This is a genomic window from Hafnia paralvei, from assembly GCF_020150375.1.
GTDB lineage: Bacteria > Pseudomonadota > Gammaproteobacteria > Enterobacterales > Enterobacteriaceae > Hafnia > Hafnia paralvei.
Genome location: NZ_CP083737.1, coordinates 1,570,846 through 1,592,367, shown reverse-complemented (window position 1 = coordinate 1,592,367; position 21,522 = coordinate 1,570,846). Strand labels below are relative to the sequence as shown.

18 protein-coding genes and 6 tRNA genes are annotated in these 21,522 nt (G+C 47.6%); 14 read left to right on the top strand and 10 right to left on the bottom strand.

Going from position 1 to position 21,522, the window contains the following annotated elements:
- Positions 1-134: 134 nt before the first annotated feature.
- Positions 135-1,124, top strand: a complete 990-nt coding sequence (gene mgrA / locus K9N75_RS07520) for an L-glyceraldehyde 3-phosphate reductase (protein ID WP_114445707.1) — start codon at positions 135-137, stop codon at positions 1,122-1,124.
- Here the strand turns inward: mgrA and K9N75_RS07515 are convergent.
- A complete protein-coding gene (locus K9N75_RS07515) occupies positions 1,121-1,687 on the bottom strand; it encodes a sugar O-acetyltransferase (RefSeq protein ID WP_008812866.1) in 567 nt (188 codons plus the stop codon). The two genes, mgrA and K9N75_RS07515, sit on opposite strands and share 4 nt — an antisense overlap.
- Positions 1,688-1,880: 193 nt before the next feature.
- Between K9N75_RS07515 and K9N75_RS07510 the strand changes: the two genes are divergently transcribed.
- On the top strand, positions 1,881-2,306 hold the full coding sequence (locus K9N75_RS07510; protein ID WP_224452415.1) for a DUF2502 domain-containing protein: 426 nt from the start codon (positions 1,881-1,883) through the stop codon (positions 2,304-2,306).
- A 61-nt stretch (positions 2,307-2,367) separates the two neighbouring features.
- Here K9N75_RS07510 and K9N75_RS07505 read toward each other — a convergent pair whose 3' ends face one another.
- Positions 2,368-3,603 carry an Nramp family divalent metal transporter gene (locus tag K9N75_RS07505; protein WP_008812864.1) on the bottom strand — a complete coding sequence of 412 codons (1,236 nt, stop codon included), beginning with the start codon at positions 3,601-3,603 and terminating at the stop codon, positions 2,368-2,370.
- Between the two features lie 402 nt (positions 3,604-4,005).
- Between K9N75_RS07505 and K9N75_RS07500 the strand changes: the two genes are divergently transcribed.
- Positions 4,006-5,208 (top strand): NupC/NupG family nucleoside CNT transporter, encoded by a 1,203-nt coding sequence (locus K9N75_RS07500; RefSeq protein ID WP_004096155.1) that lies wholly within the window; start codon positions 4,006-4,008, stop codon positions 5,206-5,208.
- 250 nt (positions 5,209-5,458) lie between these two features.
- Here K9N75_RS07500 and K9N75_RS07495 read toward each other — a convergent pair.
- Positions 5,459-5,534, bottom strand: a tRNA-Ala gene (locus K9N75_RS07495).
- Positions 5,535-5,610: 76 nt separating this feature from the next.
- Positions 5,611-5,686: transfer RNA gene (locus K9N75_RS07490), tRNA-Ala, on the bottom strand.
- 256 nt (positions 5,687-5,942) lie between these two features.
- Here K9N75_RS07490 and K9N75_RS07485 point away from each other — a divergent pair.
- The gene (locus tag K9N75_RS07485) at positions 5,943-6,341 is read left to right on the top strand and encodes a DNA-binding protein (RefSeq protein WP_224452414.1); all 399 of its coding nucleotides are present in this window, start codon (positions 5,943-5,945) and stop codon (positions 6,339-6,341) included.
- Positions 6,342-6,372: 31 nt separating this feature from the next.
- The gene (locus K9N75_RS07480; RefSeq protein WP_008812862.1) at positions 6,373-6,585 is read left to right on the top strand and encodes a hypothetical protein; all 213 of its coding nucleotides are present in this window, start codon (positions 6,373-6,375) and stop codon (positions 6,583-6,585) included.
- A gap of 110 nt (positions 6,586-6,695) precedes the next feature.
- On the opposite strand, the gene gltX is transcribed toward K9N75_RS07480, so the two are convergent.
- Positions 6,696-8,111: a glutamate--tRNA ligase gene (gene gltX, locus K9N75_RS07475; protein ID WP_004096164.1), complete on the bottom strand. Its 1,416-nt coding sequence runs from the start codon at positions 8,109-8,111 to the stop codon at positions 6,696-6,698.
- 398 nt (positions 8,112-8,509) lie between these two features.
- Between gltX and K9N75_RS07470 the strand changes: the two genes are divergently transcribed.
- The 4 genes from K9N75_RS07470 to K9N75_RS07455 all read left to right on the top strand — a co-directional run bounded on the left by K9N75_RS07470 (position 8,510) and on the right by K9N75_RS07455 (position 8,952).
- A tRNA-Val gene (locus K9N75_RS07470) sits at positions 8,510-8,585 on the top strand.
- A gap of 63 nt (positions 8,586-8,648) precedes the next feature.
- Positions 8,649-8,724 (top strand) — tRNA-Val (locus K9N75_RS07465).
- A gap of 69 nt (positions 8,725-8,793) precedes the next feature.
- Positions 8,794-8,869: transfer RNA gene (locus K9N75_RS07460), tRNA-Val, on the top strand.
- Between the two features lie 7 nt (positions 8,870-8,876).
- Positions 8,877-8,952: transfer RNA gene (locus K9N75_RS07455), tRNA-Lys, on the top strand.
- Positions 8,953-9,052: 100 nt separating this feature from the next.
- On the opposite strand, the gene K9N75_RS07450 is transcribed toward K9N75_RS07455, so the two are convergent.
- Positions 9,053-9,724, bottom strand: coding sequence for a hypothetical protein (locus K9N75_RS07450; RefSeq protein ID WP_224452413.1), 672 nt, complete (start codon positions 9,722-9,724; stop codon positions 9,053-9,055).
- A gap of 267 nt (positions 9,725-9,991) precedes the next feature.
- Positions 9,992-10,708 carry a winged helix-turn-helix domain-containing protein gene (locus tag K9N75_RS07445; RefSeq protein WP_008812860.1) on the bottom strand — a complete coding sequence of 239 codons (717 nt, stop codon included), beginning with the start codon at positions 10,706-10,708 and terminating at the stop codon, positions 9,992-9,994.
- Positions 10,709-11,187: 479 nt separating this feature from the next.
- Between K9N75_RS07445 and pgaA the strand changes: the two genes are divergently transcribed.
- The 4 genes from pgaA to K9N75_RS07425 are packed head-to-tail and all read left to right on the top strand — an operon-like array spanning position 11,188 to position 16,895.
- Positions 11,188-13,125: a poly-beta-1,6 N-acetyl-D-glucosamine export porin PgaA gene (pgaA, locus tag K9N75_RS07440; RefSeq protein WP_039189524.1), complete on the top strand. Its 1,938-nt coding sequence runs from the start codon at positions 11,188-11,190 to the stop codon at positions 13,123-13,125.
- Positions 13,122-15,236 carry a poly-beta-1,6-N-acetyl-D-glucosamine N-deacetylase PgaB gene (pgaB, locus tag K9N75_RS07435; RefSeq protein ID WP_114445275.1) on the top strand — a complete coding sequence of 705 codons (2,115 nt, stop codon included), beginning with the start codon at positions 13,122-13,124 and terminating at the stop codon, positions 15,234-15,236. Before pgaA ends, pgaB begins: the two co-directional genes overlap by 4 nt.
- The gene (gene pgaC, locus K9N75_RS07430) at positions 15,233-16,510 is read left to right on the top strand and encodes a poly-beta-1,6-N-acetyl-D-glucosamine synthase (RefSeq protein WP_008812856.1); all 1,278 of its coding nucleotides are present in this window, start codon (positions 15,233-15,235) and stop codon (positions 16,508-16,510) included. Before pgaB ends, pgaC begins: the two co-directional genes overlap by 4 nt.
- The gene (locus K9N75_RS07425; protein ID WP_004096175.1) at positions 16,491-16,895 is read left to right on the top strand and encodes a hypothetical protein; all 405 of its coding nucleotides are present in this window, start codon (positions 16,491-16,493) and stop codon (positions 16,893-16,895) included. Before pgaC ends, K9N75_RS07425 begins: the two co-directional genes overlap by 20 nt.
- Positions 16,896-16,935: 40 nt before the next feature.
- Here the strand turns inward: K9N75_RS07425 and K9N75_RS07420 are convergent, their stop codons facing one another.
- The 3 genes from K9N75_RS07420 to zipA all read right to left on the bottom strand — a co-directional run bounded on the left by K9N75_RS07420 (position 16,936) and on the right by zipA (position 20,363).
- Positions 16,936-17,157 (bottom strand): DUF3820 family protein, encoded by a 222-nt coding sequence (locus K9N75_RS07420; RefSeq protein ID WP_008812854.1) that lies wholly within the window; start codon positions 17,155-17,157, stop codon positions 16,936-16,938.
- Positions 17,158-17,225: 68 nt separating this feature from the next.
- Positions 17,226-19,262 (bottom strand): NAD-dependent DNA ligase LigA, encoded by a 2,037-nt coding sequence (ligA, locus tag K9N75_RS07415; protein ID WP_061060247.1) that lies wholly within the window; start codon positions 19,260-19,262, stop codon positions 17,226-17,228.
- A gap of 78 nt (positions 19,263-19,340) precedes the next feature.
- Positions 19,341-20,363 (bottom strand): cell division protein ZipA, encoded by a 1,023-nt coding sequence (gene zipA / locus K9N75_RS07410; RefSeq protein ID WP_224452412.1) that lies wholly within the window; start codon positions 20,361-20,363, stop codon positions 19,341-19,343.
- 231 nt (positions 20,364-20,594) lie between these two features.
- On the opposite strand from zipA, the gene cysZ reads away from it, so the two are divergent.
- Positions 20,595-21,380 (top strand): sulfate transporter CysZ, encoded by a 786-nt coding sequence (gene cysZ / locus K9N75_RS07405; RefSeq protein ID WP_082919461.1) that lies wholly within the window; start codon positions 20,595-20,597, stop codon positions 21,378-21,380.
- Positions 21,381-21,522: the final 142 nt, after the last annotated feature.

The following is a 21,522-nucleotide window of genomic DNA, read 5'->3' as shown; positions in this document are numbered from 1 at the left end:
AGTGGCGTAAAAACCCACTGGGGAGCATGATGGAAAGCTAGATTTACGCAGTGAACACGCATTTGTGTGCATTATCAGCGATGAGAATTCACGCTCTAGTGAGCTTTTTTCATGTTTTCGTGTAAGGAAGATCAATGAGTTATCTTGCAAGTCCTAAGCGCTATCAATCTATGGAATATCGACGTTGCGGGCACAGCGGTTTACAGCTACCGGCTATTTCACTCGGGCTGTGGCATAACTTTGGTGATACCACGCTGTTTGATAACAGCCGCGATATGTTGCTGTGTGCCTTCGATTTAGGCATTACTCATTTTGATTTGGCTAACAACTATGGCCCACCTCCCGGCTCTGCGGAGACCAATTTTGGCCGCATTCTGCAGCAGGATCTCATGCCATATCGAGACGAAATAGTGATATCCAGCAAAGCGGGTTACACCATGTGGGAGGGGCCCTACGGTGACTGGGGCAGTAAAAAGTATCTGATCGCCAGCCTAAACCAAAGCCTGAAAAGAATGGGATTGGACTATGTCGATATTTTCTACCACCATCGACCAGACCCGAATACGCCACTGGAAGAGACCATGGGCGCTCTCGACTTGATAGTGCGACAAGGTAAGGCGCTGTATGTTGGGCTATCAAACTATCCGGCCGAAACGGCTCGCCAAGCCATTAAGATCCTGCGCGATCTCGGAACACCTTGTCTAATTCATCAACCGAAGTATTCAATGTTTGAACGTTGGGTTGAAGGCGGTTTGCTGGACGTATTACAGGATGAGGGCGTTGGATCGATTGCCTTTTCCCCATTAGCCGGCGGTTTGCTTACCGATCGCTACCTACACGGTATTCCACCGGATTCGCGTGCGGCACACAGCAAGTTCTTAAAACCGGAAGCCATTACTGAACAGAAGCTTGGTCAGATTAAAAAATTAAATGATATGGCGCTGGCTCGTGGGCAAAAACTTTCGCAAATGGCGCTTGCGTGGGTTCTGCGCGGCGACCGCATCACCTCAGTGCTTATTGGTGCAAGCCGAACCAGCCAAATTGAAGATGCTGTTGGTATGCTAGAAAACCGTCATTTTAGCGCCGAAGAGATCAGCGCCATTGAACGTATTTTGGCCAGCTAGTCTTCATCTACCGAACGCAGTACACGACATGGATTTCCCGCCGCCACCACGCGCGGCGGGATATCTTTGGTCACCACGCTTCCCGCTCCAATCACTGAGCCATCACCAATAGTGACTCCCGGACAGACGATCACTCCGCCGCCGATCCACACGTTGTTGCCAATGGTTATCGGTTTGCCAAACTCGATACCGGAAATACGCTGTTCAGGATTTGTAGGATGAGCGGCGGTATAGAGCTGTACATGCGGTGCAAACATCACGTCATCACCAATAGTGACGGGCGCAATGTCCAGAATCGTCAGATCCATATTGGCGTAAAAACGCTGACCGATGTTGATGTTGTAGCCATAGTCGCAAAAGAAAGGCCCCGTGATTTCCGCCTGCTTATCTGCATGGGGTAGCAATTCGTGAATCAACGCTTGGCGGGCTTCCCGCTGAGATGGAAGGGTATGATTAAAGCGATAACATAGATCAATAGCCCGCGTTCTATCTGCGACTAATTCACTATCTGACGAGTAATAGTTTTCTCCATCAATCATCTTCTGCTTTTCACTTTTGCTCATGCATACAGCTCCTTTAATTGGCTAGGCAGACAGAATAATCTCAAACACAGTCTTCACCAGCAGATTACCCTATTTCTCCACATTATCATCACATTCAGAATGCTAATATCAGCTAACAAAAAGGAATGGCAGCGTTATGTATCAGCCATTGATGACAATAGCGATTAGCGTCCTTCCGCATAAGGAGAAAAATATGTACCAGCGCATTGCGGCCATCGCACTGGCCTTCTGTAGCCTGTTGCCTCTGGGTGTTGCACAGGCAACATCGGCAGATATCGATTTACTTCCAGGCGTTACATTGCATTTAGGTGACCGCGATCAACGAGGGAACTATTGGGATGGCTACGACTGGCGCGATCAGAGCTGGTGGCGTAGCCATCAGGGGCGCTGGATTGGCGATCGTAGCCCTCGCGGATATTATTGGGATGGCGGACGCTGGCGAGATCAGGGATGGTGGCATAAGAACTATTATTCGCGCGGCGGAAAATACTATCGCTACAAAAACAAACATTACCGCCACGACAATGGCAATCACTATGGTCACTATAAAAATGGCCATGACAAAAATAGAGACCATGATTATCATGACGATCATGGCAAAGGCCATGGCCACCATTAAGTACTTAACAAATAATGGGCTCCTAAAAGGAGCCCATTATTTTCTTTAAATCTTCTCAATACTAAAACAGCATACTTGCCAGCAGATAAAAGTTTAACCCGACGACGATAACCACAATCACTCTGCCCGCATTCTGTACATAGCGACCGTTAACCATTTCACCCATGAGTTCTTTATTACCGGTAAATCGAAGCAAAGGTACTAAAGCCAAAGCGATACCGAAACTCAATAATACCTGACTGAGCAACAGGATCCGCGTTGCATCGAGACCCGCCATAATGACGATAAACGACGGTAACATGGTCACTACGCGGCGCACCCACAAAGGGATATAGAAGCGGACAAAACCTTGCATCACAACCTGACCAGCCAATGTGCCGACCACGGTAGAGGAAAGACCTGCGGCCACGAGACTCAGGCCAAAGATAGTGGCGGCTGCATGACCAAGCAAAGGTTTCAGCGTCAAATAGGCCTGATCAAGCTCTGCAATCCCACTATGACCAGAGAAGTGAAATGCTGCAGCCGCTGTCGCCATCATCGCAAGGTTCACAAAACCTGCAATTGTCATGGCAATTGCGACATCAAGCTTAGTGGAAGAGTAGCGCTCTGCCTTAGTCCCTTTCGATGACGAAGTCTGAGTCAGCGAAGAATGCAAATAGATAACATGCGGCATAATGGTTGCACCCAATACACCTGCGGCCAAAAATACGGCTTCATGAGTGGGTAAATCAGGAACGAGCATCCCATGAGCTAATTGCGCAATACTTGGCTGAGAAAATACGAGTTCCACAATATAAGCCGCTGCAACAAATAAGAGTAAACCACCAATTACCAGCTCAAGAGGCTTCTGCCCACGGCGCTGTAAGGTGAGAATCAAAAATGTAGCAATACCGGTTAATACCGCGCCTTCCAGTAAAGTACATCCCAACAGCAGTTTGAAACCGATCGCTGCGCCAATGAACTCAGCTAAATCAGTAGCCATCGCAATAATTTCAGCCTGAACCCAGTAGGCCCACACCGCAGGTCGAGGAAAGCGATCGCGAATATGTTCTGCAAGGTTTTTGCCCGTAGCAATCCCGAGCTTAGCAGAAAGAAGTTGGATCAGCATGGCCATGAAGTTGGCCCAGACAACCACCCATAGCAGTTTGTAGCCGTAAGAAGCGCCAGCCTGAATGTTAGTGGCAAAATTACCAGGATCGATGTAGCCAATGGCGGCGATAAAAGCAGGCCCCATCAGCGAAAGTTTTATCTTTCGAGACGCTGGAGGAGTTGTTTCCACAACGCGTGAATCAAGCATATCAGCCACCTTAACACCTATAGTCACGTCAGCAATTTGTGACTTAAACTTTGTTCTTGACTCCATTATCCTCAAAATGAGAATGATTATCAATATCAACTTAAGCGATATTCCCTATCTCTTTGATAGGTCGTTGGCTTGTGGAGTCTGGCAAGGCGCTTTCTGCTTTACATACTTTCCACCTTCATTCCCAAACGGCAGAATATGGTGTTTAATAATAATATCACATTTTATCAAACTTTCACTAACATCGCTATTGGGGCTGTTTTGTTACTTTTCTAACTTTTTTCTTGATTTACGTTATAACAATTTCAATATTTGCAACCTAAGTCTCGTTTTTACCTGTGCCGTTACATAGAATGTGCTGCGAAATTTAGCCTGCCTCATAATTTGGAGCACTGTATGTCCCCTATTTTGCATTTTGTTTTAGCCCTTGCGGTGGTAGCGGTACTTGCCCTGCTCGTTAGCCGCGATCGCAAAAGCATTCGTGTGCGCTTCATTGTTCAGCTGTTAGTCGTAGAGATCCTGCTGGCCTATTTCTTCTTGAACTCCAACATCGGTTTGGGCTTCGTGAAAGGCTTCTCAGGTTTCTTCGAAACTCTGCTCAAGTATGCGGCAGAAGGTACCAACTTCGTCTTCGGTAACATGAGTGACAAAGGACTGGCCTTCTTCTTCCTAAACGTACTGTGCCCAATCGTCTTTATCTCTGCCCTGATTGGTATTCTTCAGCACATCCGCATATTGCCAATTATCATCCGTGCAATTGGTACCGTGCTGTCTAAAATCAACGGCATGGGTAAGCTGGAATCTTTCAACGCCGTGAGCTCACTGATTCTGGGTCAGTCTGAAAACTTCATCGCGTACAAAGATGTTCTGGGTAAAATGTCAGAAAAACGTATGTACACCATGGCAGCAACGGCGATGTCTACCGTTTCGATGTCCATTGTAGGTGCGTATATGACCATGCTGGATGCCAAATTTGTGGTGGCAGCGCTGGTGTTAAACATGTTCAGTACCTTTATCGTACTGTCCCTGATTAACCCATATTCTGTGGATGGTGAAGCCGATATTCAGCTGAAAAACACCCACGAAGGTCAAAGCTTCTTTGAAATGCTGGGCGAATATATTCTGGCTGGTTTCAAAGTCGCGATTATCGTTTCTGCTATGCTGATTGGCTTTATCGCCCTGATTGCAGCGCTGAACGGCTTGACCGAGTGGATCTTCACATTCTTCCATATCGAAGGAATGACCTTCCAACGACTGCTAGGTTATGTCTTCTATCCATTTGCATGGGTGATGGGTGTACCAAGCCACGAAGCGCTGAACGTGGGTAGCATCATGGCAACCAAGCTGGTTTCCAATGAATTCGTTGCCATGATTGATCTGCAGAAGATTGCTACCGATCTGTCTCCTCGCTCACTGGGCATTCTGTCCGTGTTCTTGGTTTCTTTCGCTAACTTCTCGTCCATCGGTATCGTCGCAGGTGCAATCAAAGGCCTGAACGAACATCAGGGTAACGTCGTTGCACGTTTCGGCCTGAAGCTGGTTTACGGTTCTACGCTGGTAAGTATTCTGTCTGCATCGATTGCAGGTCTGTTCCTGTAATTCACAGGCGCATTCTGATTGGTTAAAAGGCGCTTAGGCGCCTTTTTTATTGCCCCCTATCCAACCACACACCTTTTTTCAGAAAATTCCCTAGTATCGATTACAGCGCCTTTTATGGGGGCGTCCCACTCGCTAGCGTGAGCCATGGTTGAAAAAGACGAAATAGAACTTTTGTGTGGGATTAAGCATGGAGTTGAACGCGGGATCTAGAAAAGCAAAAAGCCGACATTTCTGTCGGCTTTCTTAATTTTGGTGGAGCTAAGCGGGATCGAACCGCTGACCTCTTGCATGCCATGCAAGCGCTCTCCCAGCTGAGCTATAGCCCCACGACTGATACTACGAGAAGTGGTTGTACTTCTTTCTTATTACTTAATAATGTTTCCAACCAATCTGAGAAAAGGTTGGTGGAGCTAAGCGGGATCGAACCGCTGACCTCTTGCATGCCATGCAAGCGCTCTCCCAGCTGAGCTATAGCCCCAACGCTGACGCTTAATCGCGTTAACGGGGCGCATGATATGAAACCTCACAAAAGCTGTCAACGGCTAAATGTTCTTCCTGATTTAAACGCTGAAAAAGACGCCAACTCAACGTTATTTATCGACAAATCAGTAGCCAGAGCAAATTCAATCTTTAGGAAAGCTAACGCTGTTTTATGGTTCTACTCACTGTATTCTATTAGCTAGATGTGTAACTATTTCGAGTAATAGAAACGCTGTGACTTTTAGCAAGGAAGGATGATGAATAAGGAATGGTATGCAGCAAAAGAATTGGTTGGAATCGCCGGTTTCCCGACCACGCCTCAGGCAATAAATCAGCGTGCGAAATCCGAAGGATGGCGTAAACAAAAGCGAAGTGGTGTTCAAGGCAAAGCTCTTGAGTACCATATCAGTAGTTTCCCAGATGAAGTTGTTTCTGCCCTGCTCGCAAATGAGGAGTCATCGTTTTATTTAGCAGATATGCCCAAGGCAGAAAAAGCATGGAGCGCGATATATTACCAATTGACTGAAGAAGAACGTGAACTGCTAACGCGTTTTATTATGCGCCAAGGTATCAATGCTCTCTTCGAGCGCTTAGGTGCACGCCCTCAAGCCGTTACTACACCTGATGAAGAAAATATCGAACCTGTCTCTTAATCGTATCGTACTAAGACGCAAGGATTGCAAAATGAAGAAGGAATGGTTCACTAAAAAAGATCTCGTCAATTTAGGCTCAGGCTCTTCCACTCCAGACAAAGCGTGGCTCACTATTTTTAACCAAATGAGCCAAGAAGAGCGCCAGCTTCTAACGACTTTTGTCATGCGTGAGGGAATCGATGCGTTGCTTTGTTGCCTACACACCAACGCTAAAACTAGCCATACCCTGCTGATGAAAAACTAGGGTGTTCATTAATCTCCATCATACGTAAGCTGAACAACCATAATCGTAAGTTTCACGTGCAAAAAAACCGGCCTTAGCCGGTTTTTGTTTTACTGATGCGACTCTTTTATTTATTGCTGTGCTTCTCGCTCAGCAATAAAGGCCAAAGCCATATCAATACGCTTAAGTGAGCGCTGTTGACCAATCGCATGCACGGTAACATCCACACCTGGTGACTGACCTGCGCCTGTAACCGCAACACGCAGTGGCATGCCGACTTTGCCCATCCCTACTTCAAGCTCATCCGCAGTGCCTTGGATCGCGTGATGAATATTTTCAGCAGTCCAATCGGTAATGGCAGCCAGTTTAGCTCGCACTAACTCCAATGGCTGGCGTGCCACAGGGCGAAGATGTTTTTTCGCTGCATCAGCATCAAACTCGGTGAAATCCTCATAGAAGTAGCGCGCCTGAGCGGCCATCTCTTTCAGCGTTTTACAACGCTCCGCCAGCAACTTAACGATTTCTACCAGCTGTGGACCATTACGCGTTTCATAACCCGCCTCATGGATGTGCCATGCCAGATGGATAGCAACATATTCTGGAGGCATGGTGTTGATGTAATGATGGTTCAGCCACTGTAACTTCTCAGTGTTAAACGCACTTGCAGACTTGCTGATGTCATCAAGCGTGAAGAACTCTTTCATTTCATCAATGCTGAAAATTTCCTGATCGCCATGAGACCACCCTAAACGAACCAGATAGTTCAGTAGAGCTTCCGGCAGATAGCCATCATCACGATATTGCATCACACCAACCGCACCGTGACGCTTAGACAGTTTCTTGCCGTCATCACCCAAGATCATGGAAACGTGAGCATATTCAGGAACCGGTGCTCCCAGCGCTTTCAAGATATTAATCTGGCGTGGCGTATTGTTGATATGGTCTTCACCACGAATAACATGGGTAATTTCCATATCCCAATCATCAATAACCACACAGAAGTTATAGGTTGGAGAGCCATCGGTACGGCGGATAATCAGATCATCCAGCTCCTGATTACTAAATTCGATAGGGCCACGAATTTTATCATCAAAGATCACCGAACCTTCCTGCGGGTTCAAGAAACGCACTACGTGAGGCTCGTCATCAGCATGATGTTCATGGCTATGGCGGCAGCGACCATCGTAACGAGGCTTCTCACCGTTAGCCATCTGTGTTTCACGCAGCTCTTCGAGACGTTCTTTAGAGCAGTAACATTTATACGCAGTGCCCTGCTCTAACATCTGATCGATCACATGGTTATAGCGATCAAAACGTTTGGTCTGGTAGTACGGACCCTCGTCCCAATCGAGATTCAGCCAGTTCATACCATCCATGATGGCGTCGATCGCTTCCTGAGTTGAGCGCTCAAGATCGGTATCTTCGATACGAAGAACAAATTCACCGCCGGCATGGCGGGCGAACAACCAAGAATAAAGTGCGGTACGCGCACCACCTACGTGCAGGTAGCCAGTTGGGCTAGGTGCAAAACGGGTTTTGATTTTCATGTGAAACGTGGCCTTTATTACGCAATGACCGACATTATATACCCTAAATAATTCGAGTTTCAGGCTGCCGACAGATTTGTGAGCCTATAGCCACATAGATAACGATGTGACCAAGAAGACAAACACTACCAGCGCACGTGCAACGGGAAGAATGACGGGAATAAAAATGTTGCCTGCTTTCTATAACTAATAAGTAGCCAGCATTCTACCATTACGCCCCAATTCCTCAACGCCGTAACGTCTATAGATCGGGGGCATATTGCAGAATGTGCTTAAAAAGCTATCATTGCTGCCTATGTATAAGACATCTTGACTATTTTTCCAACGAACAGCATTTTTTCTTGAAAAAAGCGTTGACCATTTTCGGGCGCTCCCTATAATGCGACTCCACACAGCGGGGGTGATTAGCTCAGCTGGGAGAGCACCTCCCTTACAAGGAGGGGGTCGGCGGTTCGATCCCGTCATCACCCACCACTCTTTAGAGTGTTCCCGCAGTGTGAAGAAGTAAATACAGCAGTAAACGACAGGTTTCAGACTGGGTGATTAGCTCAGCTGGGAGAGCACCTCCCTTACAAGGAGGGGGTCGGCGGTTCGATCCCGTCATCACCCACCACTTCTAACCAGCTGGTACCGAATTAACAATGAGTATCTGAAGTAGCGCAGAAAATAGTTGTTCAGAAGTGGGTGATTAGCTCAGCTGGGAGAGCACCTCCCTTACAAGGAGGGGGTCGGCGGTTCGATCCCGTCATCACCCACCACTTCTGCGGGTCGTTAGCTCAGTTGGTAGAGCAGTTGACTTTTAATCAATTGGTCGCAGGTTCGAATCCCGCACGACCCACCATTCAGATAAAACAATAAGCGCCGAGAGGCGTTTTTTTGTTTTTGTACATAGCCCTCTCCCGCCAATATGATATCTTCGACACACTCAATTCTATTTATCACTACCAGGCCCAAAGCACCATCCCCAACAAAATCATCACTCCCACAAATACCACCCATCCAGAAGAGCGAACGGGGATTCGCATACTTTTAGACACCCACTCCTGCGGAATGAGTCCAAAGAGAGGCTTAGGGTCTGTTACCGAGGTGATTTTATTCTCTGTCTCATCAGGTTTCACATTCACCACAGGATTCTGAGCGGCAACAGCCAAATAATTCTCCAACGGGGAGCGCACTACATCAGACGCCTGCGAACTAGGACTTAGGCCACCTAGCGCTTTATCCAACCCCTGATTAACCTGTAAAGCATGCTGAATTTCACTTTTACTCATCAGCGCCTTGGCGGTATCTCCAATCACCACAGGTTGAGTACTCTGCATATCAGCCGCTACCGTACGCGTAGCTGCTGTGTCTTCAGGGCGGTTACTCTGTATCAGAGAGGAAGGTTGGGAAGGTTTGGCTCCGGTATTAAGTTGGCGCAGCAGGGTTCTTTCCTGCTGTAACGAAGTCAACGCACGAATCAATGTTTCACGTTGCTGAGGAGAGATGTCCTTTCTATCAAGCAAGTTAAGCAGCTGATCGATTTTAACCGTCAACATGTCTGCCGTAAGCTTCTCGCCATGTAACGTGGATAAAGCATCTGGCCGCGCATTTACCGGAGGTATGATGTTCATAATGCCTACTTGAGATATCAGCTACCGTGTTCTAGAGAAAGACTAGGCTATCCTAGATGGATTTTACAGTCCCTTTCGTACTGTTTCATATACCTATATACGGCAAAAACCACGTATAACTTTAATAATATTATCGATTGCTAAATTAACGTCTTCAGATGAAACATAAAATATAAACTTTACAGATTATAAACTTATAATTTCACATATATTGAGAGGAATCTTATTGCAAATAATATAAATGTTAAAATTAAAAATAAATAGTCACTATTTTTCTACAGTTTCATTTTCAGATAATTTGACCTTAGTACATACAAGTGAAAATTGCTCTTCGCCATGCCATGAATACTTACAAACAAATCTATAATCATCAGAGATGATTGCACTATCTCCCCCTTGTTTGGCTGTAGAGATTAACGAATTCGGAATATCATCGCGTGCTTTACTTTTTAGTAAAATGGGCAATGTTGATGTCCCACCATGCCACAACACTCCACAGATAAAACATAATATCCCAATAGTTACACTTCCACTCCAGCGTTTTATTCCATAGACATCGTTATTAACTTGGCGAATATTTTGCGTTTTAGGCTTATTGACTTCCGATGAAAAGGTACTCTGTTGTTTCTTCTCCGAAACGCTATTCTCTTGATGGGTAGGATCATTATTTACTATCGGCTCCAAAGAGAAAAGTTCTGGATGTTCGATTTGATACCCCATGCGGGGTATCGTTTGAATCAACGTGAAATCCTTATCTCCCAGCTTACGTCGAATTGATTTCATCGTTTGATTAATCGTCGCATCAGCGCTGTAAGTCCCGCTCCAAACATGTGAAATGATCTCACGACGAGTGACACAGAGAGGTGCTCGTTCTAAAAGCAGACATAGCATTTGATATTCTTTACTGCGTAATGTGTGTTCCTCTCCATCTACAGTAACAATTTTATGCGTTAGCGTACTAATCGTTATTTTCCCTTGTTTCATCTAAAGCTCCTACCTGGAAAATCCCTCACATTATCAATATTCACACATGCGAGATAATTCCTATTCATGATGAAGAAAATTTCGTGATTATTTTATTGAAAATGTCATATGAAAATAAAAATACATCCCATTGCCTACATCCATTTTCACCTTCAACTTTCCATTATTATTTTACGCAGATACCGCCTTATAACAAGAGAGCAAAGCATCGCTGAACATTAACATCACAGGATTATACTTTTTTTCACTCCACTATTAATTCGGTGCATGAAATCATTACTAGGATTCTCTCGTTATAGAACAATTGGCTACAAATGAAGTTAAGGGAATTTTCTTAGGTAATTAGTCCATATGCATATATGCACCTAATTCATTAAAGCTAAGATTTTATTTACCACAAATAGCCTAATGAGAAATCATGTACTTTATTTCTGCCTTCACCGCACCGTAATCCAGTAACAACAGAAAAGGTATCGTTTGTGAGTTATTTAAACCCTCGTTGGGAAAACGTGGCGTTTGCGGCCTTCCTGATATTACCCACTGTTCCATATCCAGTCTGCGCAGCTATCGTGGAAGAGCCTTCAGTTTCTGAGCTAATGGCGTTAGGCGCGCCAACGCTGGCCTGGGACAAAATCCAAAAGAAACCACAGCTGAACCAAAAACTTCAAGCAGAAGAAATCGCTCAGCATAGACTGAGCCTTTACCTGCGTTGGGGGTTGGACGAAAGTCGCAATGATAATGGCCCGCAGCGTCTCATCCCTCTCAATGAGACCGTTAATAACGAGCAAGAATTTCTTACGACTTATACACGTAAAAATGCTTCGGCATACCTTCAGGTTCTAGGCGATCAAATCGTCGCATTGAGTGCCAAAGGCGATGCTCGTATGGCTATCGTTCGTGCGGATGAACTCGAGAAACTCACAGCGTTGCCTGCCTACGTCAGCGTCGCTCGCGGCGATGCATTTATGCAGTTGGAACAGCCCGAGAAAGCCGTGGCTAGTTATGAATATGCTTTAACTCACGCTTTACCTGGAGAGATCGACCCGATTCCCACACAAGAAATGCTGTTCTATGCCCTATTAGACTGTGGTCGTTATGAGCAAGCTGAAAAGCTGTTGTCCGATCTTGAGCCTAATACACCGCAATGGGTCAGACTCAGCGCCGCACCTGGCCTCGTAAATCCAGACTACGCTACGGTCAAGAAAATGCGGGCGCAATATACGCTGTACAGCGGAAACATCACGCTGGGCCAACGGCAAATTGACAACTTGGTTCACTCTGCGCCAATGAATGATGACCTGCTTACCACACAGGCTCAAGCCTATCTGCTACGAGACTTACCGACACACTCAGCCCAGGCCTATCGTATTGCACTGAATCAAACGCCAGACAGCCTAGAGGCACGTGCCGGACTTGGCGAAGCCTCTCTGGCACGCCGTGATTTTGAGCTTAGCCAAACCATTTATCAGCAATTATCTCATGGTTTTGAAGATAACCATTCGGTTACCCAGTTTGTTGATCACTATCAGCATGAGCAACTGCCCTATTTTACTTCCGACGCGAGCGGCGGACGTGGTAACGGCACACTGAGCGATTATGACTGGCAAATAGATAGCCACTTATATTCGGCGCCGATTCAGCAAAACTGGCGGCTGTTTGCACATCAATTTACCGGCCGAGGGAAAACAGAAGAAGGCACACCGCTACGCGTACGTAACGGTGCTGGTATAGATTTTCGAGCTACTCAGTGGCTGAATACTTTAGAAATCAACCGTAGCAATGGTAGCGCTGCGAAAACTGGGGTCGCGACCCAACTTAGCTATTTGCCTTCCGACCATTGGCAATTCGATGTTGGATACGATAACAACAGCAATGAACTCGCATGGAAAGCCTACGATAACGGTATCAGCAGCAAGCAAACTACCGCCGCCGTACATTATCAAACCGACAGCACCCGTTCTGCCGAGCTTAGCTATCAAAACCAGCGCTTAAGCGACGGCAATCTTAGCCAGACGTGGCAGGCCTCTGCAACACAGATGGTATGGACGAAACCACGCCATCGACTGGATGCCTCGCTGGCGCTTTCCACCAGCAGCAACCGCTTATCTGATGCTGAATATTTCAGCCCTGAACGCGACTATTCGGCCGGAGTCACCCTGTTACATCAATGGACGCCCTGGCAATCCTCGCGGCGCCATTTTACCCAGCGTACCTACCTCACCGCAGGTGAATATCAGCAGCGTCATTTTGGCAATAGCCTGTTTGCCGAACTCAGACTCGAGCATCAGTGGGCGCTCACTGCCTATTCAGAACTCACCTATGGCATCGGAATTAATACTCATCGCTACGACGAATCGCGCGAAAACAGAACCCTTTTTTATCTGTCACTGACACTACCTCTAGGAAGCGCGCTATGACGTCTATTACTCGTTTAATTACCGCTCTTATCTTGAGCATCATGTTGTTTCAAGGCGCTTTTGCCGCTGAACAATTGCCTCCGATTGATATTCAGCCGCCGGCCGATCCCGACGACGGCGTCACCTTTCGCGTATTAGCGTTTCATGACGTGCGAGATAATCTACGTGCCAGCTTTGAAACCTATCCGGATGCCACCGCCATAGATACAAAAACGCTGGCCTCGGTGTTTGCATGGCTAAAAGAAAATGATTATCACATGATATCCGTTGACCAAATCATTGCAGCGCGCCAAGGAAAAAAGAAGTTGCCACCGCGCTCGGTGCTGCTTAGCTTCGACGATGGGTATCGCAGTTTTTATACTCACGTATTTCCACTGCTGAAAGCCTACGGATACCCTGCAGTTCAAGCGTTGATTACCGATTGGGTAAATCATCCCGCTGATGAAAAAATCAAAATCAGCGCCACGGTGACTTTACCTGGCGACTATTTTCTCAACTGGGCCGAAGTCGCTGAGATGCAGCGTTCTGGACTGGTCGAGTTCGCCTCTCACACTCACAATCTACACCACGGAATGCTGGCAAACCCTCAGGGTAATGAATTACCTGCCGCTACCGCATTACGCTATTTAAGCGATGAAAAACGCTATGAAACCGAGAATGAATATACCCAAAGGGTCAGAGACGATCTGGCTACCAGCGCTCATCTAATTCAGCAATATACGGGTAAAGCCCCGCGTATCATGGTCTGGCCCTATGGCGCGTATCATCAACCGGTGCAGGCAATTGCTCGTAGTTTGGGCATGCCGATTATGTTTACTCTGGATTCTGGCGCAAATTCCCCTTCCGTTCCGCTAGATAAAATTACGCGCATTCTGATCGGCTATGACACCACCACATCATTACTCAAGCAGGAACTCAGAGCACCAGCCAAATATAACGGTAATATCTATCCCGTTGAGCGTGTCGTGCATGTCGATTTAGATTATGTCTATGACCCCGATCCACGCCAGCAGGATAAAAACTTATCCTGTCTGCTGGATCGCATTAAGGATTTAGCGCCAACCAGTGTTTATCTTCAGGCTTTTGCCGATCCTGACGGCAGCGGCCTGATCAAAGAAGTTTACTTCCCTAACAGCGTCTTGCCTATGCGAGCCGACCTTTTCAGCCGCGTATCGTGGCAGTTACAGACGCGTACTCACGTCAATGTTTTCGCGTGGATGCCAGTGCTCAGCTTTGCTCTGCCGAAAAGCAATCCCGCCGCGGATAAATGGGTAACCTCTACCCACAGCCAGACGCGCGCGAGTATGTCACCCTACCCGCGGCTCAGCCCATTTGAGCCAGACGTCCGCGCGACCATCACGCAGCTTTATCATGATCTAGCACGCTACACGCCATTTCAGGGAATTCTGTTCCATGATGACGCCGCGCTCAGCGATGATGAAGACACTCGTCCTGCCGCGCTAGCCCAATATCGAGCATGGGGGCTACCTGATGACATTAGCAAGATCAAAGCAGATCCCACGCTAATGCGCATATGGACAGATAAAAAGACCGATTTCTTGATTAGTTTTACGCAGCAGCTTGCCGGTGAAGCGCAAAAGAATCAGTTCGCCAGTGCCAACATGATGACCGCCCGCAATCTATATGCGCAGCCAGTGATGGAGGAAACGGCTGAACACTGGTATGCCCAAAGCCTGCCAAAGTTCTTGGCTAGCTACGATTACACCGCGCTAATGGCAATGCCTTTTATGGAGTCTTCTGCAACACCCGATCGTTGGTTAACTCAGCTGTATCAGAAGGTCGCTGCGCAGCCTCTGGGTATCCAAAAAACTGTTTTTGAGCTGCAAAGTCACGATTGGAGAAAGAAACAGCCTATTGATAGCCATGTTCTGTTACACCAACTCACGCTATTGCGCGCACTTGGAGCACGGCATCTCGGTTATTACCCAGACGATTTCCTCAACAATCAGCCGAATACTGAAATCATTCGCCCATTGATGTCGGCACAAAGTGACGTCATTGAGCGTAAACCGCTACCCAAATGCCACAGCCAGATAGTGCAAGAGGGAGTTAAACAGCCAAGCATCAAACAGTGGAGAACGGCACCATGAGCCACTTTTTCACATCCGATATTCCAACGTTACTGTTTGGCTTTGTTTTCTATTATCCCTTTTTCATGGCTTGGCTATGGATGCTAGGCGGGCTGATCTATTTCGTGGCTTACGAACGGCACGATGATTTCACTCATCCTGATTTCTCTGAAGCAGTCACCCCACGCATCTCGATCATTGTGCCCTGCTATAACGAAGAGCAAAACGTACGTGAAGTCATCAGCCACTTGCAGACTCTCAACTATCCAGACTATGAAGTGCTGGCAGTCAATGACGGAAGCAAAGATCGCACCGGTGAGATCCTCAATGAATTAGTCGCGCAATTTCCAACTTTAGTGGCTATTCATCAGGATAAAAACCAAGGAAAAGCCGTAGGGCTGAATACGGCTGCGCAGCTCGCTACTGGGGATTTTATTCTCTGCATGGATGGCGATGCGTTACTTGACGCGAACGCACTGCACTTTTTAGTTCGTCATTTCGTTAAGCATCCGCGCATGGGGGCAGTCACGGGGAATCCACGCATTCGCAATCGTACCTCATTGCTGGGACGCATGCAGGTAGGTGAATTCTCCTCAACGGTCGGACTCATCAAGCGCTGTCAGCAGGTGTTTGGCCGCCTGTTTACGGTGTCTGGCGTTATCGCCCTATTCCGTAAAAGTGCTCTTGAAGAAGTCGGTTACTGGAGCGTGGATATGCTGACAGAAGATATCGATATCAGTTGGAAATTACAGACTCATGGCTGGGAAATCAGCTATGAGCCACGAGCACTGACGTGGATATTAACCCCCGAAACCCTCATGGGTCTTTATCGGCAACGCCTGCGCTGGTCAAAAGGCGGCGTACAAACCGTATTTAAATATTTTCCTGCCATGTTTACGCCGCGTAACCGCATGATGCTGCCGCTGTTTTGCGAGTATGTAGTGAGTATTTTTTGGGCCTACTGCATGGCATTTGCATTCCTGCTGATGTTTGCCGATGCCTTTTTTCTATTGCCAACCAAATGGCAGATCTCGGTCGTACCGGTCTGGAACGGAATGGTGCTTGGGGTGACCTGTCTGCTGCAACTGCTGGTGAGTTGCCTAATCGACCGCCGTTACGACCGCGGAATTTTGAAGTGCTATCTATGGACGATTTGGTATCCATTAATCTTTTGGTTAATCAACGTGGTAACCAGTTTGGTTGCCGTTCCCTCCGTGCTGTTTCGCCGCCAAGGTGCGCGAGCAGTGTGGGTTAGTCCTGACAGGGGTATTCAACATGGAAAATCCGATCATTGAAGTATCAGCCAAAAGCTTTCTCACGGCGTCCAAGGTGAACAAACGCCAGAGAATGCTGCTATATATTTGGTTTGGTTTTGGACAGCCGCTGTTGATTATTGGCGTTTGGCTTGCCATTGTCTTCTTTCTCTACAGCTATCTGCTCAACAGCCACGATTTGCTCAGCAACCTGAACCGGCTGGGTGATTACAGCCTGATTATTATATCGATGGGGATAATTCTGGCGCTGTGGTTTGCGCTGCGCTATCTATGGAAGGTATTGATAATGATGCGTAACCATGAACTACAGCAGCGCATTGGTGAAACTCATCCGCAGCAGGCGCACCGTATTGTTAAAGTCATGCATGATGAGGCTGGCAACATTACCCATATCCAGCCACAGTAAAAATCCAAGGTAAAAATAAGGGCAGTTTTCACTGCCCTTCTTAATTTCGCTGACGCTTAAGCGGCTTAACCAATCCTTCTAGCCCTTCAATCTTGATGGCTAACGTAATCTGCATCAATTCACCAAGCTTCCCCTGTGGAAACTCGTCTTTGCGTGCAAACCACAACAGATATTCTTCCGGTAAATCGATCAGCACACGGCCTTTATATTTACCAAAAGGCATCACCATATTGGCGATCTCGATAAGGTTTTCTTTTTCCATGTTTAACCTATTCATCCCCTTTAACTAACCTCCCCTGCTAGAAGGGGGAGGTTATGTATAAGAGATAATTACAGCCCTAACAGCCGAATCATTTCCGCTTCATCAATCACCGGAATACCGAGTTCTTGAGCCTTAGCTAATTTAGATCCTGCCGCTTCGCCTGCAATAACCATATCGGTTTTCTTGGATACGCTGCCACTGACTTTAGCGCCTAACGCAGCCAGACGATCTTTAGCTTCATCACGCGGCATCAGGCTCAGCGAGCCGGTTAATACCACGGTTTTGCCTGCAAATGGGCTATCAATCTCTTCAGCCACAATGACCTGCGGTGCTGGCCAATGGATACCAATCTCGTCGCTGATCAGCTCATCGATCACTTTCTGATTATGCTCTTCACCGAGAAAATGGCGCACATGCTTAGCCACGACTTCACCCACGTCCTGTACGCTTTTCAGCGCTTCGACATCAGCTTCACGCAAAGCCTCGAGTGAGCCAAAGTGTGCAGCCAAATTCGCCGCGGTGGCTTCGCCTACTTCGCGAATACCTAATGCATATAGGAATCTTGCTAACGTCGTTTCTTTCGATTTCGCTAAGGCATTAACCAGATTCGTCGCAGACTTCGGCCCCATGCGATCAAGCCCCGTGAGGATCCCCGCCGTCAGGCGATAGAGATCGGCCGGTGTTTTCACATACTCTTTTTCGACCAATTGTTCGATGATTTTGTCGCCCATACCATCAACGTCCATCGCGCGGCGTGAAACGAAGTGCTTCAGCGACTCTTTGCGCTGCGCACCGCAGATCAACCCACCGGTACAGCGAGCCACGGCCTCGCCTTCCACACGCTCAACGTCAGAACCGCATACTGGGCAATACAGCGGAAAAACGATCTCCTGTGCATTCTCAGGACGCTGCGCTTCAACGACGCCGACTACCTGTGGTATCACGTCACCGGCACGACGAACAATAACGGTGTCACCAATTCGCAGGCCAAGACGGTCAATTTCATCAGCGTTATGTAGCGTGGCGTTACTCACAATAACGCCTGCGACCAAAACGGGCTCTAGACGAGCCACGGGCGTGATTGCCCCTGTACGGCCAACCTGAAATTCAACGCCGTTTACCACCGTCATTTGTTCCTGAGCGGGGAACTTAAACGCCGTCGCCCAACGAGGTGCTCGCGCGACAAAGCCGAGCTGTTCCTGAATCTCAATGCTATCAACTTTGATGACGACACCGTCGATATCAAAACCTAGCGTTGGACGATCCTGCTCAACCTGACGATAAAACTTCAGCACCTCATCGCTGCCAGTACACCGTTTTACGCGATCGCTCACCGGTAAACCCCAGGCTTTAAACTGCTGTAAACGCGCATAGTGGCTGGCTGGCAGTTCGCCACCGTCCATCAAACCAACGCCATAGCAGAAGAATGTCAGCGGACGTTTAGCCGTGATCCGCGGATCGAGCTGGCGCAGCGATCCCGCTGCGGCATTTCGCGGATTGGCGAAAACTTTGCCGTCTTTGCGACGCGCTTCTTCATTCATGGCTTCAAAACCGGCTAGCGGCATAAAAACTTCGCCACGAACTTCCACACGCCGAGGGATATTATCGCCTTGCAATCGCAGAGGGATCGCACGGATCGTTTTCACATTAGCTGTTATATCTTCACCGGTCGTGCCGTCGCCGCGAGTCGCTCCTCGAACCAAGACACCATCTTCATAGAGTAGGCTAACGGCCAAGCCATCAAGTTTAAGCTCGCAGCAAAAAGTTAATGGCTCTGCGGTTTTCAATCGGTCGTGAACACGCTTGTCAAAGGCTAAATAGCTTTCATCATCGAAAACGTTATCCAGCGAAAGCATAGGCACTTCATGGCGCACTTGGCTAAATGCAGACAACGGCGCGGCACCCACTCGTTGGGTTGGAGAATCAGGCGTGATAAGTTCAGGGTGTTGCTCTTCCAACGCACGCAGCTCACGCATCAAACGATCATATTCGGCGTCGGGTATTTCTGGGGCATCTAGCACATGATACTGATACTCATGATGGCGCAACGCAGTTCTCAGCTGGTCGAGTTGCTGTTGAAGTTGTTGTCCGGTCGTAGAAGTCATAATCCACCATCATTTATTAATGATAAAAAACCCCCGATATACGGGGGTTTCAGTTTACTCAATTATATCGCTTTAGCGTTATTTCGCTGTGTTATCCAACACTTCACGGATACGCGCTTTGTAAATCTCTAGCTTCTGCGGCGTCATCATGCGGCGCTCATCATCAAGCACCACACCGCCCACATCGTCAGCGATGCGCTGTGCTGATTGCAGCATCAGCTTAAAGTTCTGGTTAGCGTCACCGTAGGAAGGCACCATCATAAAGAAGGAGATCCCCGGCGTACTGAAATCAGACATATTGTCAGGGTCGAAGTTACCTGGTTTCACCATGTTCGCCATGCTAAACAGCACTGGACCGCTGCCCGCTGGGTTCAGGTGGCGATGGAAAATATTCATCGCGCCAAACTGGAAGCCCGACTGCAATACGCTTTGCAGCAACACTTCCCCCCCGATCACGCTACCATGATGTGCGGCGACGTGAAGAACCAAAACGGTTTCTGTCACTTTTTCCGGTTCAGCTGGCGCTACAGGCTCAGCCTGAGGCGCCTCATCCTCGTACTCTTCATCATCATAAGATGCTGAAACACGAGGTGCGGAAATTTCATCATCGTCTTCAGCATGGTGAACTGGCTCGTGGCGATGAAGTGAAGGTTCTGCCGGTTGTGAATGACGAATCGGCTTCTGCGCTGGCTGGCGATAATCATTGTCATCATCGTCACCAAACAAAGCGTCACCCAACAAAGGATCGCTTGGTTCGTGCTGTTCTCGAACGACAGAGCTTGGCTGCGCAGTGGGACGTGAAGGCGCACGCACCGAATCCAAAGGATCGGGACGGTCATCTTGCGTCTCACTGAACTGGCCAAAAGCAGGCTCTACCGGCTTCTGCACAGGCTTGCTGGAACGCTGAACCCGAACTTCACCGACGCCTTCATCTACTTCAGCCAGTGACTGTTCGTCACGCTGTTTTTTTGTTCGTTTCGCTGGACGATCGCGAAATAGCGAAGAACGTTCTTTACGACTGGTCCACAAGCCGTGCAGTAACAACGCTATAATGGCGACCGCACCAACAACAATTAATATCAGACGCAAATCCTGCATCATCGCAATCTCTGTTGTTTTAATACTATTGCCATAATGGCAAACCCTTAACGCATAACTCTATTTGGCTGTTGATACAAGTGCAAGTCTCGACTGAAATTTACCTTAAGAAAGATGACTTTTCGCACTTTTTTGCTGATTTTTCGGTCGATTCTGAACTGGAAACCCATTTCACTCATAGTTATGATAGCTGAGATTTTTTTTAATATAACTAATACAACTGAAAGAGTAGTTATGAAAAACACCCCAACCGGGTCAATGCAAAGAAATATCCCAAAAAGAACCAGCGGCATACATTACTTTTCGGAAGGCTGGCGGCTTGTTCGGCTACCCGGAATCAAACGCTACGTAGTGATGCCTTTGTTGGTCAACATCGTCTTGATGGGACTCGCATTTTGGTGGCTCTTTCTCCAGTTAGGGGCATGGATACCTAGCCTAATGAGTCATGTCCCCGAATGGTTGCAATGGCTAAGCTATTTGTTATGGCCGCTTGCCGTTATCTCTATTGTTTTAGTTTTCAGCTACCTATTTAGCACAATAGCTAACTGGATAGCCGCGCCATTCAACGGACTATTAGCCGAGCAACTTGAAGGGGTTCTAACAGGGAAACCCTTGCCGGACACCAGCATTTGGAGTGTGGTAAAAGACGTACCACGAATTATGGCCCGTGAATGGAAAAAGCTGGCGTACTACCTGCCACGCGCGATCGTCTTACTAATCCTTTATTTTATTCCTGGAGTCGGTCAAACCGTCGCGCCCGTCCTGTGGTTCCTATTCAGCGCATGGATGATGTCGATTCAATATTGCGACTACCCGTTCGATAACCATAAGGTGAGCTTCCCTGATATGCGTAATGCATTACGTCGCAACAAGGTCGACAACTTGCAATTTGGTGCACTCACCAGCTTATTCACCATGATCCCAATCCTTAATCTGGTGATTATGCCTGTTGCCGTATGCGGAGCCACAGCGATGTGGGTTGATCGTTATCGCGCTGAGTACTCCCGCATTCAACCATAATCCCCTATGACGTTCTCTCTGAGCAGCTTCGGCTGCTCTACTACTGACTTTTTGTTGTCGCTCTCCTCTTTCGCTAAACCTAATCCCTTATTGACATAAGCATATGCGATTTCTTTACTTCCCTACGGGAGGTAATCGCGTA

Coding starts and splice junctions, on each gene's coding strand:
- mgrA (WP_114445707.1), top strand. CDS start 135: ATGAGTTATCTTGCAAGTCCTAAGCGCTATCAATCTATGGAATATCGA.
- K9N75_RS07515 (WP_008812866.1), bottom strand. CDS start 1,687: ATGAGCAAAAGTGAAAAGCAGAAGATGATTGATGGAGAAAACTATTAC.
- K9N75_RS07510 (WP_224452415.1), top strand. CDS start 1,881: ATGTACCAGCGCATTGCGGCCATCGCACTGGCCTTCTGTAGCCTGTTG.
- K9N75_RS07505 (WP_008812864.1), bottom strand. CDS start 3,603: ATGCTTGATTCACGCGTTGTGGAAACAACTCCTCCAGCGTCTCGAAAG.
- K9N75_RS07500 (WP_004096155.1), top strand. CDS start 4,006: ATGTCCCCTATTTTGCATTTTGTTTTAGCCCTTGCGGTGGTAGCGGTA.
- K9N75_RS07485 (WP_224452414.1), top strand. CDS start 5,943: ATGATGAATAAGGAATGGTATGCAGCAAAAGAATTGGTTGGAATCGCC.
- K9N75_RS07480 (WP_008812862.1), top strand. CDS start 6,373: ATGAAGAAGGAATGGTTCACTAAAAAAGATCTCGTCAATTTAGGCTCA.
- gltX (WP_004096164.1), bottom strand. CDS start 8,111: ATGAAAATCAAAACCCGTTTTGCACCTAGCCCAACTGGCTACCTGCAC.
- K9N75_RS07450 (WP_224452413.1), bottom strand. CDS start 9,724: ATGAACATCATACCTCCGGTAAATGCGCGGCCAGATGCTTTATCCACG.
- K9N75_RS07445 (WP_008812860.1), bottom strand. CDS start 10,708: ATGAAACAAGGGAAAATAACGATTAGTACGCTAACGCATAAAATTGTT.
- pgaB (WP_114445275.1), top strand. CDS start 13,122: ATGACGTCTATTACTCGTTTAATTACCGCTCTTATCTTGAGCATCATG.
- pgaC (WP_008812856.1), top strand. CDS start 15,233: ATGAGCCACTTTTTCACATCCGATATTCCAACGTTACTGTTTGGCTTT.
- K9N75_RS07425 (WP_004096175.1), top strand. CDS start 16,491: ATGGAAAATCCGATCATTGAAGTATCAGCCAAAAGCTTTCTCACGGCG.
- K9N75_RS07420 (WP_008812854.1), bottom strand. CDS start 17,157: ATGGAAAAAGAAAACCTTATCGAGATCGCCAATATGGTGATGCCTTTT.
- ligA (WP_061060247.1), bottom strand. CDS start 19,262: ATGACTTCTACGACCGGACAACAACTTCAACAGCAACTCGACCAGCTG.
- zipA (WP_224452412.1), bottom strand. CDS start 20,363: ATGATGCAGGATTTGCGTCTGATATTAATTGTTGTTGGTGCGGTCGCC.
- cysZ (WP_082919461.1), top strand. CDS start 20,595: ATGAAAAACACCCCAACCGGGTCAATGCAAAGAAATATCCCAAAAAGA.